Here is a 12480-nt window from a genome sequence, read left to right as displayed (position 1 = left end):
CGGGCGGGACCGGCTCGCTCAGCCCACGTCGGTCGTCTGCGGCACCTCGCCCACGAGGGTGGTGATGTCGATCACGGAGAAGTGCGCGCCCTGCGGATCGCTGATCGCCGCGATCCGCCCGAAGGGCGTGTCCACCGGACCGAACCGCAGCACCCCGCCCCGCGCGGTGGCCCGTGCCACCGCCTCGTCGCAGTTCTCGACGGTGAAATAGACGTTGATGTACGGGGGCATCTCGGGCGGGAAGTCGTCCGTCATCCTCATCCGGCCGAGGACGCTGCGCTCCCCCAGGTCGTAGACGCGGAAGTCCCTCTCGCCCTCGAGCCGCTTCGAGCGGTAGGAGAAGAGGGCGGGGAAGAATTCGTCGGACTTCTCCGGCTCACGGGTGAAGACCTCCGCCCAGCAGTACGCGCCCGGCTCGGCCGTCGCGCCGAAGCCCTCGTGCGTGCCGGCCTGCCAGAGGCCGAAGAGGACCCCGCCGGGGTCGCGCGCCAGGCACATCGTGCCGAAGTCGCCGACCTGCATCGGCTCCATCAGCAGCTCACCGCAGTTGTCCCGGATCCGGGCGGCGGTCGCGGCGGCGTCCCGCGCCGCGAAGTAGAGGCACCACTGCGAGGTGCCCTCCTGCCCGGGCATGGGCGGTACGACGGCCGCCACCGCCTTCCCGTCGACGTAGGCCTCGGTGTAGCGCCCGAACTCCGACGACGCCCCGCCGAAGGTCCAGCCGAGGACGTCCCCGTAGAAGCCCTTGGCTTCCTCGACGTCGTTGAACATCGCGTCGGCCCAGCAAGGGGCCCCTTCGGGTGATACGGCCATGACTGCGGCCCTCTCCGGACGGATGGTCGGTCCGTTTCCTCACGCTAGCCACCCCCGCTCCCGCCCGCGCGCCGAGCGGCCGTCCGGCCCGAAGTGGGTCTTTCCGTCCCGGCCCCGGCTGTGTTTGCCCGGGGGCCGTTTCGCCGGCCGGGCGGCAGCCGCCGTGTGCGCACGCCGTGGATCGTGTCCGTGGTGCCCGCCGCCGCGCTGCTCGGCGCGTGCACCGATCCGTCGTCCGGGCCCGGGGCCGGGGCCGGGCCGCCGGCACCCGCCTCGCCGCAGGCGTCGGCCACCACCCACCAGCGGTCCCCGCCTCCGCCGGTGCGGCGGCCGTGGACCCGCCCACGGTGCTCCATCCCGGCGACTCCCTGGCGATGGAGAACCGGGAGGTGCTCGGTCAGGTTCGCCCGGTGCACGGGCGCGCCCCACTCGGGCACCACCTTGTGCGACTACCTGGAGGGTTTCGGTGAGCGGTCCCTCGTGCCGGCGCCGGACAAGGCGGCCGGGCTGGTGCGGTCGCTGCCTCAAGCCGCCGCCCTCCGGCCCCGGCGGAGGGCGGCGGGCTGCCCGTGGAGGCCTGCCTCGCCCGGGTGGCCGAGGAGAAGCAGCGCGAGGGCGCGGCCGGTGGCCGGTGCCGAGGCTGTCCGCCGTGTGACCGGCGGTCCGGCAGCAGACAGATCCTGGCCGAGCGCGGACAGGGGCGGAACCGTGCACCGTCGGGCCCCGCCCCCGCCGGCCGTCAGTCGCCCGCGTACGCCTTCTCCAGCTCCGCGATGTCGAGCTTGCCCATCGCCATCATGGCCTTCATGGCGCGGTCCGCCTTCTCCCGGTCCGGGTCGCTGATCATCTCGGACAGCCGCACCGGGTTGACCTGCCAGGAGACGCCGAACCGGTCCTTGAGCCAGCCGCAGGGGCCGTGCTCGCCGCCGCCCTCGACGAGCTTGTCCCAGTAGTGGTCGATCTCGGCCTGGTCGGCGCAGTCGATCTGGAAGGAGATCGCCTCGCTGAACTTGAACTCGGGTCCGCCGTTCAGCGCGAGGAACTTCTGGCCGTTGGCCGTGAACTCCACGGTGAGGACGCTGCCCTCGGCACCGGGCCCGGTGCCGGTGTACCGGACGATCCGGCCGAGGCTCGAGTCCTTGAAGAGGGAGACGTAGAAGTTCGCGGCTTCCTCGGCCTGGCCGTCGAACCAGAGACACGTGGTGAATCCGTCGGTGGTCATGAGTACCTCCTGGGCGTGAAACACGGTCATCGGTGTCGACCGCTTGGCGGCCCGGAACTCATCGGTGCGGCGACGCACACATCCGGATGGCGGCACCACGTACCGCGCCTACCATCACGAACATGACATCACCCCCCGAGAGCATCCGGCCCTTCCGCGTCGACATCCCGCAGAGCGCGCTCGACGATCTGCGGGACCGGCTCGACCGCACCCGATGGCCCGACCCGCTCGCCGGGACGGGATGGGCGTACGGGGTGCCGCAGGAGTATCTGCGCGAGCTCGTGCGGTACTGGCGGCACGAGTACGACTGGCGGGCCGCCGAGGCCCGGCTGAACGAGTGGCCGCAGTTCACCACGGTCGTCGACGGCGCGACCGTGCACTTCGCCCATGTCCGCTCCCCCGAGCCGGACGCCACCCCGCTGGTCGTCACGCACGGCTGGCCGGGATCGATCGTCGAATTCCTGGACGTGCTCGGGCCGTTGACCGATCCGGCGGCGCACGGAGGGGACCGGGCCGACGCGTTCCACGTCGTGGTGCCGAGCATCCCGGGGTTCGGGCTGTCCGGGCCGGCGCCGGACACCGGCTGGGAGGCGGGACGGGTCGCCGACACCTGGGCCGAGTTGATGCGGCGGCTCGGATACGAGCGGTTCGGCGCGCAGGGCGGCGACTGGGGCGCCGCCATCTCCCGCGAGCTGGGCCGCGCCCACCCCGAGCGGGTCATCGGCGTCCACCTCAATCTGCTGCCGGGGGCGCAGGCCACCACCGAGCCGACCGCCGCCGAACTGGACGCCCTCGGACCCGAGGAGCGGGAGCGCACGCTCGCCTCCTGGCGGCGGTGGAGCGAGTGGTCCCGGGAGGGCACCGGGTACGCCGTGCTGCACTCGACCCGGCCGCAGACCCTGGCGTACGCGCTGCACGACTCGCCGGTCGGTCAACTCGCCTGGATCGTGGAGAAGTTCTGGGAGTGGACCGACTCGGAGGAGCTGGTGGAGGAGGCGGTCGACCGGGATCTGCTGCTGACGAACGTGATGCTGTACTGGCTGACCGGCACCGCGGGTTCGTCCGCGCGGATCTACTACGAGCGGGCGCACGCCACGGGCCGCGCCGCCCGGCCCGCCGAGCCGTCGGCCGCGCCGACGGCGCTCGCCCTCTTCCCCGCCGAACTGCAGATCCCGCTGCGGCACAAGGCGGAACGCACGGAGAACCTGGTGCGCTGGACCGAGTTCGACCGGGGCGGGCACTTCGCGGCGATGGAGGAGCCGGACCTGCTGGTGGGCGATGTCCGGGCGTTCTTCCGCCAGTTGCGGCAGACGCGGGCCGGGTGAGCGCTCTGCCCGTGGCGAATCTGCCACGGGCAGAGGATGGCCCGCCCGCCCCGCCGGCCGGTCAAGAGTGGAGACACGCGGTCGTCCCGGCCGCGTTCGAACGAGCGACCACCAGGAGCGCCCATGTCTCCACTCACCGCCGGCTCGTGGCCGGCCCTGCTGCCCCGGGCCGAGGAGGGCGACACCCCGCCGACCCGGTTCGACGACCATCTCGCGGCGCAGCTGCTCGCGCAGCGGATCGTGCTGCTCGGCACCCAGGTCGACGAGGTCTCCGCCAACCGGGTGTGCGCGCAGCTGCTGATCCTGTCCGCCGAGGACGCGCACACCGACATCAGCCTGTACATCAACAGTCCCGGCGGATCCGTGCACGCGGGGCTGGCGATCTACGACACGATGCGGCTGATCCCGAACGACGTCTCGACGCTCGCCATGGGGTTCGCGGCCAGCATGGGCCAGTTCCTGCTCTGCGTCGGCACGCCCGGCAAGCGGCACGCCCTGCCGAACGCGCGCATCATGATGCACCAGCCGTCGGGGGGCATCGGCGGCACGACCGCCGACATCGAGATCCAGGCGGAGAACCTGGAGTTCACCAAGCGGACCATCGAGCGGATCACCGCCGAGCACACCGGACAGACCCCGCAGACCATCTCCCGGGACGGTGACCGGGACCGCTGGTTCACGGCCGAGCAGGCGCGGGAGTACGGGATGGTCGACCGGGTGGTGGAGTCCCTCGACGACGTCCGCCCGGCCGCGACACGGCGCAGGATGGGGCTGCAGTGATGGGGACCTACACGATTCCGAACGTCGTCGAGCGCACTCCGCGGGGCGAGCGGTCCTACGACGTGTTCAGCCGGCTGCTGTCCGAGCGGATCATCTTCCTGGGGACGGAGATCGACGACGGGGTCGCCAATGTGGTCATCGCGCAACTGCTCCATCTGGAGTCGGCGGCCCCGGAGCGCGAGATCGCGATCTACATCAACTCGCCCGGTGGCTCGTTCACCTCGCTCATGGCGATCTACGACACGATGACGTTCGTGCAGGCGCCGATCTCGACGTTCTGCGTGGGGCAGGCGGCCTCCACGGCGGCCGTGCTGCTGGCCGGCGGGGACCCGGGTCGGCGGTTCGTGCTGGAGCACGCGCGCGTGCTGCTGGGACAGCCGGCCTCGGGCGGGGCGCGCGGCACGGCGTCCGATCTGTCGCTCCGGGCCAAGGAGATGGTGCGGATCCGCTCGCAGGTGGAGGAGGTGCTGGCCCGGCACACGCACCATGAGCCGGCGACCCTGCGGGCGGACATGGACCGCGACAAGGTGTTCACCGCCCAGGAGGCCGTGTCGTACGGCCTGGCCGACGAGGTGCTGGCCCGGCGCCTGGTGGGGGTGTGAGGCGGCCGGGCCGTGCGGCGGACGGATGTGTCAGGCGGCCAGGCACAGTCCGTTGTGCGCGGAGCCGGACATTCGACGGCTGGTTCCGGCCCGGGCGCCGGTGACGCGGACCAGTTCCCCGTGGGCCCGGGACAGCAGGTCGCCGAGGCCGAGGCCGAGGGCCTGGGCGGCGGCCGCGAGGACCTCCGACGAGGCCTCCTTGCGGCCCCGCTCCACCTCTGAGAGGTAGGGCATGGAGATCCGGGCCGCGTCGGCGACGTCCTTCAGTGTCCGCTCCTGGGCGAGTCGCTCCCGGCGCAGGACGTCACCGACCAGGTCCCGCCAGAGGGGCTCTCTGGTCGCGGGGGCCGTGGCCGGCGGAGCCGGGGCGGGTCGCAGGGGGATGACGCGGGCGTGGTTCGGCGCTTGTTTGGTCACCTCCTCAGCCTAGGAATTCCGGTCCCGAGGGGAAGGGAGCGGCGTTCCGCCCTGAGTGAAGGACGCCCCGCGCGGCGGCCCGGACCCCCTCCGTCGCGGCCCGGGCCCGCCCCGGCCCGGGCTGCCGCGCGGGCCGCTCCCCCGTACCATCGTTCGTACGAGTGACAACCGCTGCGCACCATCGCTTTCCGGCCGCTTGGAAGAGGGTGCGCATGTGTCCGCATGTCCTGGGTACCCGGAAAGCCGGGGGAGCTCAGGCACAGGTCAGTCGTGACGTTCGTGGGGAGAGGTAATGGAGACCGCCGTGATCCGGTCGCACGCGCAGGTAGTCGACGAGCACGCCGAGGCCGGGACGGGTGACGGAAAGCCGCGGGAAGTGGTGAACCCGCGCACCGTCGCTCCGCGCGACGCCAGGGAGCTGTCCCGTCAGTTCTTCCGTCGCCTGGCGGAGCTGGAGGAGGGCACGCACGAGTACCAGTACGCGCGCAACACCCTCATCGAGATGAACATGTCCCTCGTGCGGTTCGCGGCCGGGCGGTTCCGCGGCCGGGGCGACGACATGGACGACATCGTGCAGACCGGCATGATCGGGCTGATCAAGGCCATCGACCGGTTCGAGCTGTCCCGCGAGGTCGAGTTCACCTCCTTCGCGCTGCCGTACATCGTGGGCGAGATCAAGCGCTTCTTCCGTGACACCACATGGGCGGTGCATGTGCCGCGCCGGCTCCAGGAGCTGCGCGTCGAGCTGGCCAAGGCCCGTGAGGAGCTCGCCAGCCGGCTGGACCGCGAACCCACGGTCGCCGAACTGGCCACGCTGATGAACATCACCGAGCAGCAGGTCGTCGAGGGTCAGATCGCGGCGAACGGGTACAACTCGTCGTCCCTGGACGCCGCCCTCACCGGTGACGGTGCCGAGGGCGGCGAGTCCGTCCTCGCCGATTTCATCGGCGTCGAGGAGGAGGGACTGCGGCTCGTCGAGGACTTCCACGCGCTGGCCCCCCTCATGGCCGAGCTCAGCGAACGCGACCGGGAGATCATCCACATGCGTTTCGTGGAGGAGGCCACCCAGGCGGAGATCGGCGAACGCCTGGGCTGCTCCCAGATGCATGTGTCCCGTCTGATCAAGCGGATCATCACCCGTCTGCGCGAGGGCATGCTGGGCGAGCTCGGCTGCGCCTGACCGGTCGGCGTCCCACGCCGTGGCCGGTCACCCGGCGAGGTTCAGCACCGCCCGCACTCGCTTGCCGACGGGCACCCGTTGCACGTCGACGTCCCGCGCCAGCGCCCGGACGATCTCCAGACCGTGTCGGCCCACCCGCCCGGGATCACGGGGGAAGACGCGGGGCAGGGCGGAGCTGCTGTCGTAGACCATCACCGTGAGCGAGGTGGCCGTACCCTCCAGCTCGAGGACGTACGGCCCCTCGCTGTGCCGGTCCGCGTTGGTGACCAGTTCGCTCACCACCAGGAGTACGGCGCCGTCGACCCGCTCGTCGATCGTGGCGCACCATTCCGTCCGCAGCTGCTGGAGGAAGTGCGCGGCGAAGGAGCGTGCGTCGGCGATGCATCCCGGCTCGCCGGTGAAGTGTGCGGCGCGCCGCAGCGGTTCCACGGGCACGTCGAAACCAGTCGGTATCACTGCCCCGTCCAGGTGGTAGGTCATACGTTTCTCTCTCAGCCGGGCAGGCCGGACGATCTGCACCAGTCCTGGTACCCCGACTCCGGCGGACCACTCCACCCGATCCGTGTGCGGCCTCGCACAGCGGGGAACCCGGGTTCCGCCGGGTTCGGCGGAAGGGCGTGCCATGAACGGACTGACGGCGGTGCGGAGCCTGACGACGCTGCCCGTGGTGACGCTGGGCGGTGATGCCGTGGCCCACGTGAAGGACACCGTGTTCGACCCGTCGGCCGAGCGGATCGCGAGTTTCACCCTGACCGGCCGGACCCTGCTCTCGGGTCCCCTGCCGCAGGATCTGCCCTGGCCGGCGGTGCACTGCCTGGGCCATCACGCGGTCATGGTCCGCGACGAGGGGGCGCTGTTCGACCTGCCCCTCTCGGTGGCGCGCCGTGACGCCGTGCGCGGGCGGCTGCTCGGGGCGCAGGTGCTGACCGAGGACGGCGACCCGGTGGGCACGGTGCTGGACGTCCTGGTCGAGGGCACCAGCGGCCGGCTCGTCGCCTTCCGGCTCGCCGCGCAACGGGAGCTGGTGCACGGCTCCCGGCACCGTCGGCACCGGGTGTACGTGCCGCGGGGCGAGGCCCTGAGCGTCACCGGCCGGACCCTGGTGATCCCCGCGCACGCGACGACGTACGTCACCGACGACCTGCCGCGCTTCGTGGAGCGCGTCGGCGCCCGCCACGACCGCGGGAGGGGTGTCGCGCCGTGATGCTGTTCTCACGGGTGCGCGGGCTGCCCGTGCTGACGCCGGGCGACGCGGACCGTCTGGGGGTGGTGCGGGCCCTGACGGTGGACGCGGCGTCCGGGGAGGTCACACACGTCCGGATAGGGCGCGGGCGGCTGCGCAGGGAGGCCGTGGTGGCCTGGGGCGCTCTGCGCGCCGTCGGTCCGGACATGCTGATCGTGCGCTCGCTCGGCGGCCCGGGCGAGGTCCCGCCCCGGCGTGATCTGCTCGGGAGCAGGGTGCTCACGGAGTGCGGTGAGGAACGTGGCACGGTGCTCGACGCGGCGTTCGATCCGGTCACCGCTCGCATCGAGGCGGTGCTGACGACGCTCGGCGAGTTGCCGGCCGACCGTCTGCTGGGTCTCGGCGACCATGCCCTGGTGATCCGGACCGGGCATGTGCGCCACCGTGTCTGAGCGACGCGGACGGACCTCCCGGCGGGCGGCGGGTGCCGGGGCTGCTTAGCGTGCACACGTGAGTTCACGCACCCTTTCCGGCCGTCCGGTCGCCCGCCACGGCTGGGCGCAGGCCCTCGTCACGGTACTCGGCGGACTGATCGTCATGGGCGTGGTGGCGGTGCTCGGGCTGTGGGCGGCCGGTGCCGCGGACCTTCCGGGCGGTTCCTTCCCCCCGGTGGTCGCGGCGACCGTGGTCACGGCCGTCGGCGGCACGGTCGAGCTCTCGGGGGACGCCGGCGGCCTCGCGGGCACGGAGGGCGGTCTGACGGTCATCCCGCTGTCCGTCACCCTCGCCGGGGCGCTGGTCATCGGCTGGGGATTCCTGCGCCCGCTGCGTCACCGGGCGGTCGCCGGAGCGCCCGAGCTGGCCGGGTGGGCCGCGAGGATCGCCGCGCTGTGGCTGCTCGCGCTGCTCGGTCTGGCGCTCGCCGCGCGGCACACGTTCGAGATCTCTCTCGGGGACGGCCCGCTCGGCGACCTCGGTGACCTGTTCGGGCTCACGCCGGTGGTCGGTTTCTCCACCGATGTGCCGCTGACCGTCCTCGTCGGTCTGGTCTGGCTGGCGGGCGTACTGGTGGTGACGCTGATGGTGTCCCGTGGTGCCCCGCTGCCGGCCGGGCTGCTGCGCCCGCAGGCATCGGTGCGTCCGGCGGCGCACGCGACGGTGCGGTTGCTGCTCGTCTGCGTCGTCATCGGTCTCGTCATCGCGCTGTTCGTCGCCGCCACCCGGGGCCACGCGGTCGAGACGTTCGCGGTGATCCTGCTCGGGCTGCCCAACGTGGTCTGGCTGGCGCTGACGATCGGGCTCGGCGCCACCTGGGACGGCAGGGTGGAGGGTCCCTTCGGACTGCCCATGCCGCACGTCCTCGACGAGGTGCTGCGCACACCGGACGTGTCCACGCTGAACCTGGGCACGCTCGTGGAGCACGACGGCCAGAAGTGGTGGTGGCTGCTGGTGGTGGACGCGGTGCTGCTGCTGGCCACCGCGTTCGTGATGGCGGCCTCGTCCCCGGCCCGGGTCCGGCCCTGGCAGCACGCCGTGCACATGGCGGTGGCGCTGGCGCTGGCGGTGCTGATGATCTGTCTGATGGCCCGGATCTCCGCGCGGATCGGTCTGTCGGTGCTCGGCGTCGGTGATCTGGGCGAGGGCTTCTCCGGGCAGGTGCTGCTGAAGCCGCGGCTGGGGAGCGCCCTGGGGCTGGCCCTGCTGTGGGGGCTGGTCGCCGGGTTCGCGGGGGCGTTGCTGGCGCGCGGGGCGCGCCGGAGGGGCGGCGGGACGGGGCACTGATCCGGTCGGCCGGGTCGGTCGCGTCAGGCGACCGGGACGCCGAGCACGCGGGCGGCGCGCTGCATGCGCAGGGCGTCCACGGACTCGGCCAGCAGTTCGTACTCCGTGGTCTCGTCGCCGGTGGCGATGCGCACCATCCGTCCGGCGGCGAGCGTCTCGGCCACCTCTTCCTGCCGGGCGACGTCGGCGCACCAGGTGCGCAGCACGGCGGGCACGTCGGGGACGCTGTCGGGGACGGGGACGAGCGCGCCCGGCGGTAAGTGCTCGGCGTCGGGCTGCGGGTCGAGACGCTCGGCGATCCAGGAGGCGCGGTCGCGCAGCCACCACAGGGCGAGGGCGAGGGTGGGCGCCCGGTAGGTGCCCAGGGGTACGCCGATGCGCCGGCCGTCGCAGACCCCGTACGCCGTGACATGGCACAGGAATTCGTCGTGCACGTTCCCTCCCCCGCTGCGTTGCCCGCCTGCCGAGACGGGCCGGCTGCCCGTCCGTGGCGCGCGTGCTGTGCGTGAGGGCGCCGTCGCGCGGTGTGAAGCGCTCTCGCTGTCGAGTATGTTCACCGCTGAAACACTGTCACCACGTGTTTCCGGCCAGTCTCCTGGCATATTCACGGCCACGCCTGGCCGAAAACGGTGCGGGGTGACCGACGGCCGTATGACCCGGGAGGTAATCGACCTCGGCCGGGGGCCGCGGGCAAGGTGTGCGTACCGGGTCGCCGCGACCGGGACCCGGTCTTCGAAAAGCAGCCACGACCTCCCTGGGGGATTGATCATGACCGCACAGGCGCACGACTACGACGCCGTGGTCCGCCGCTACTTCGAGGCCTGGAACGCCGACGGCGCACGGGCGCGCGCCGGGGCGGTCGCCGAGGTCTGGACCGCGGACGGCCGCTACACCGACCCCGTCTCCGACGCCACCGGCCACGAGGCGATCGGGGCGGTGATCGCGGCCGTGCACGAGCGGTTCCCCGGGTTCGTGTTCCGGCGCGTGGGCGGCGTCGAAGGGCACCACGACACCGCGCGCTTCTCGTGGGAGCTGGTGAGGGGGGCGGACGGCTCGGCTCCCGTCGCCGGGTCGGATGTGATCACGCTCGACGCCGGGAGCCGGGTCCGCGCCGTGTACGGCTTCCTGGACCGGGTGCCCGAGGGGGCGTGACCCCCGGCGCCGCCGTGCCTACTGCTTGACGACCGCCTCGATGCGGGACAGTTCGTCGTCGGAGAAGTCGAGGTTGCGGGTGGCCGCCACGCTGTCCGTCAACTGCTCGGGGCTGCTCGCGCCGACCAGGGCCGAGGTCAGACGGCCGCCGCGCAGCACCCAGGACAGTGCCATCTGCGCCAGGGTCTGGCCGCGGGACGCGGCGATCTCGTTGAGCGTGCGCAGCCGGCCCACCAGCTCCTCGGTGAGGGCGTCGCTGTTCAGGAAGGGGCTGTCGCTCGCGGCCCGGGAGTCCTCGGGGATGCCGTCGAGGTAGCGGGCCGTGAGCAGGCCCTGCTCCAGCGGGGAGTAGGCGATGGAGCCGACCTGGAGTTCGTCCAGGGCGTCCATCAGGCCCTCGTCCTCCGGGCGGCGGTCGAGCATCGAGTAGCGGGGCTGGTTGATGAGCAGCGGAGTGCCCAGCTCGCCGAGGATGCGGGCGGCCTCGCGGGTCTGCTCCGCGGAGTAGTTGGACACGCCGACGTACAGCGCCTTGCCCTGCTGGACCGCCGAGTGCAGGGCGCCCATCGTCTCCTCCAGGGGAGTCTCCGGGTCGAAGCGGTGCGAGTAGAAGATGTCGACGTAGTCGACGCCCATCCGGGTCAGGCTCTGGTCCAGCGAGGACAGCAGGTACTTGCGCGAGCCCCATTCGCCGTACGGGCCCGGCCACATCAGATAGCCCGCCTTGGTGGAGATCACCAGCTCGTCGCGGTACCGCGCGAAGTCCGACTTCAGCGCCTCACCGAGGGCGGACTCGGCCGCACCGGGCGGCGGCCCGTAGTTGTTGGCGAGGTCGAAGTGGGTGACGCCCAGATCGAAGGCGCGGCGCAGAATGGCGCGCTGGGTCCCGGCCGCACGGTCGGGACCGAAGTTGTGCCACAGGCCGAGCGAGAGCGCGGGGAGCTGCAGGCCGCTGCGTCCGGTGCGCCGGTAGGGCATGTCCGCGTAACGGTCGGGGTGTGCGGTGTACAACGCGACTCCAGAGAGGTTGACACACGTCTTGGCGGTTCCGTTGAACCACTGCCCCACTCTGTCGTGACCTGCGGGCAGTGGTCCAACAGAAGAATCCGATGGAATTCAGCGGATACGCTTCTCAATCATGGAACTGCGCCACCTCCAGCACTTCGTCGCCGTCGCCGAGGACCAGCACTTCACCCGCGCGGCGGAACGGCTGATGGTCTCCCAGTCGGGCCTGTCCGCGTCCATCCGCACCCTGGAGCGCGAGCTGCAGACGCCGCTGTTCGTCCGCACGACCCGCAGGGTGACGCTCACCGAGGCGGGGCGGGCGCTGCTGACGGAGGCCGAACGCATCCTGGCACAGGTGCGGGCGGCGCACGAGGCGGTGGCCGCGGTGCAGGGTGTTCTGCGCGGCACCCTCGCGGTGGGAACCGAGCAGTGCATCGCCGGGGTGCACGTGGCCGAGCTGCTCGCCGCGTTCCGGCGGCGCCACCCGGACGTGGAGATCCGGCTGCGGCAGTGGGGCTCGGCCGCCCTGGCCGAGGAGGTCGCCGCCGGCCGGCTGGACCTGGCGTTCGCCTACCGGACGGAGGCGGACCCGGAGCAGCTGCGGTCCGTGCCGCTCACCAGCGAGCCGATGACCGTGCTGTGCCACCCCGGCCATCCCCTCGCGCGGGCCGGGGCACCGGTGACCCCGCGTGACCTGGGCGACGAGGTGTTCGTCGACTTCCACCCCGACTGGGGGCCGCGCCGCGCGACCGACGCCGCCTTCGCCGCCGCGGGCGTACGGCGCACGGTGGCGCTGGAGGTGAACGACGTGCACAGCCTGCTCGACCTGGTCGACGAGAACCTGGGCATCGCCGTCGTGCCGCGGCACTTCCGGCACAAGCGCGAGGCCCTCACCGCACTCCCCCTGAAGGACACCGGCGAGGCGGCGTACGAGACCGTGGCCCTGGTGCCGTCGCCGCGGGCGATCAGTCCGGCGGCCCGGGCGCTGATGGCCCTGCTGGACCACGGGGGCGCGTGAG

At 72.4% G+C, this 12480-nt stretch carries 15 protein-coding genes; 9 read left to right on the top strand and 6 right to left on the bottom strand.

Annotation, left to right across the window (positions count from 1 at the left end; translation table 11 throughout):
- Positions 1-18 precede the first annotated feature (18 nt).
- A complete protein-coding gene (locus IE178_RS27690) occupies positions 19-813 on the bottom strand; it encodes a VOC family protein (protein ID WP_193514189.1) in 795 nt (264 codons plus the stop codon).
- 739 nt (positions 814-1552) lie between these two features.
- Positions 1553-2035 (bottom strand): VOC family protein, encoded by a 483-nt coding sequence (locus IE178_RS27685; RefSeq protein ID WP_193514188.1) that lies wholly within the window; start codon positions 2033-2035, stop codon positions 1553-1555.
- Between the two features lie 122 nt (positions 2036-2157).
- Here IE178_RS27685 and IE178_RS27680 point away from each other — a divergent pair, with 122 nt between their 5' ends.
- The 3 genes from IE178_RS27680 to IE178_RS27670 all read left to right on the top strand — a co-directional run bounded on the left by IE178_RS27680 (position 2158) and on the right by IE178_RS27670 (position 4742).
- The gene (locus IE178_RS27680; RefSeq protein WP_193514187.1) at positions 2158-3360 is read left to right on the top strand and encodes an epoxide hydrolase family protein; all 1203 of its coding nucleotides are present in this window, start codon (positions 2158-2160) and stop codon (positions 3358-3360) included.
- A gap of 123 nt (positions 3361-3483) precedes the next feature.
- Complete coding sequence (locus tag IE178_RS27675; RefSeq protein WP_193514186.1) at positions 3484-4140, top strand: ATP-dependent Clp protease proteolytic subunit; 657 nt, start codon at positions 3484-3486, stop codon at positions 4138-4140.
- Positions 4140-4742: a ClpP family protease gene (locus IE178_RS27670; RefSeq protein ID WP_184761870.1), complete on the top strand. Its 603-nt coding sequence runs from the start codon at positions 4140-4142 to the stop codon at positions 4740-4742. The genes IE178_RS27675 and IE178_RS27670 overlap by 1 nt, the downstream gene beginning before the upstream one ends.
- A gap of 30 nt (positions 4743-4772) precedes the next feature.
- Here IE178_RS27670 and IE178_RS27665 read toward each other — a convergent pair whose 3' ends face one another.
- Positions 4773-5159: a helix-turn-helix domain-containing protein gene (locus tag IE178_RS27665; protein ID WP_184761871.1), complete on the bottom strand. Its 387-nt coding sequence runs from the start codon at positions 5157-5159 to the stop codon at positions 4773-4775.
- Positions 5160-5451: 292 nt separating this feature from the next.
- Here IE178_RS27665 and IE178_RS27660 point away from each other — a divergent pair, with 292 nt between their 5' ends.
- On the top strand, positions 5452-6339 hold the full coding sequence (locus tag IE178_RS27660; RefSeq protein WP_184761872.1) for an RNA polymerase sigma factor SigF: 888 nt from the start codon (positions 5452-5454) through the stop codon (positions 6337-6339).
- 27 nt (positions 6340-6366) lie between these two features.
- Here IE178_RS27660 and IE178_RS27655 read toward each other — a convergent pair whose 3' ends face one another.
- Positions 6367-6819: an ATP-binding protein gene (locus tag IE178_RS27655; protein WP_184761873.1), complete on the bottom strand. Its 453-nt coding sequence runs from the start codon at positions 6817-6819 to the stop codon at positions 6367-6369.
- 142 nt (positions 6820-6961) lie between these two features.
- Here IE178_RS27655 and IE178_RS27650 point away from each other — a divergent pair, with 142 nt between their 5' ends.
- From IE178_RS27650 to IE178_RS27640, 3 genes are read left to right on the top strand one after another with little or no spacing between them, the layout of a single operon-like run.
- Entirely contained in the window at positions 6962-7543 is a 582-nt protein-coding gene (locus IE178_RS27650; RefSeq protein WP_184761874.1) for a PRC-barrel domain-containing protein, read from the top strand.
- Positions 7543-7974: a PRC-barrel domain-containing protein gene (locus tag IE178_RS27645; RefSeq protein WP_193514219.1), complete on the top strand. Its 432-nt coding sequence runs from the start codon at positions 7543-7545 to the stop codon at positions 7972-7974. Before IE178_RS27650 ends, IE178_RS27645 begins: the two co-directional genes overlap by 1 nt.
- A gap of 58 nt (positions 7975-8032) precedes the next feature.
- Positions 8033-9304, top strand: a complete 1272-nt coding sequence (locus tag IE178_RS27640; RefSeq protein WP_193514185.1) for a streptophobe family protein — start codon at positions 8033-8035, stop codon at positions 9302-9304.
- A gap of 23 nt (positions 9305-9327) precedes the next feature.
- On the opposite strand, the gene IE178_RS27635 is transcribed toward IE178_RS27640, so the two are convergent.
- Positions 9328-9738, bottom strand: coding sequence for a hypothetical protein (locus IE178_RS27635; protein ID WP_193514184.1), 411 nt, complete (start codon positions 9736-9738; stop codon positions 9328-9330).
- A gap of 334 nt (positions 9739-10072) precedes the next feature.
- Here IE178_RS27635 and IE178_RS27630 point away from each other — a divergent pair, with 334 nt between their 5' ends.
- Entirely contained in the window at positions 10073-10456 is a 384-nt protein-coding gene (locus IE178_RS27630) for a nuclear transport factor 2 family protein (RefSeq protein ID WP_193514183.1), read from the top strand.
- A gap of 18 nt (positions 10457-10474) precedes the next feature.
- On the opposite strand, the gene mgrA is transcribed toward IE178_RS27630, so the two are convergent.
- Positions 10475-11467 (bottom strand): L-glyceraldehyde 3-phosphate reductase, encoded by a 993-nt coding sequence (gene mgrA, locus IE178_RS27625; protein ID WP_193514182.1) that lies wholly within the window; start codon positions 11465-11467, stop codon positions 10475-10477.
- Between the two features lie 127 nt (positions 11468-11594).
- On the opposite strand from mgrA, the gene IE178_RS27620 reads away from it, so the two are divergent.
- On the top strand, positions 11595-12479 hold the full coding sequence (locus IE178_RS27620; protein WP_184761879.1) for a LysR family transcriptional regulator: 885 nt from the start codon (positions 11595-11597) through the stop codon (positions 12477-12479).
- Position 12480 lies beyond the last annotated feature (1 nt).

Source organism: Streptomyces griseoloalbus, assembly GCA_014650015.1.
In the GTDB taxonomy this organism is placed as follows: domain Bacteria; phylum Actinomycetota; class Actinomycetes; order Streptomycetales; family Streptomycetaceae; genus Streptomyces; species Streptomyces griseoloalbus.
The sequence above is the reverse complement of the archived record's forward strand: the minus strand, read 5'-3'. Positions and strand labels throughout refer to the sequence as shown.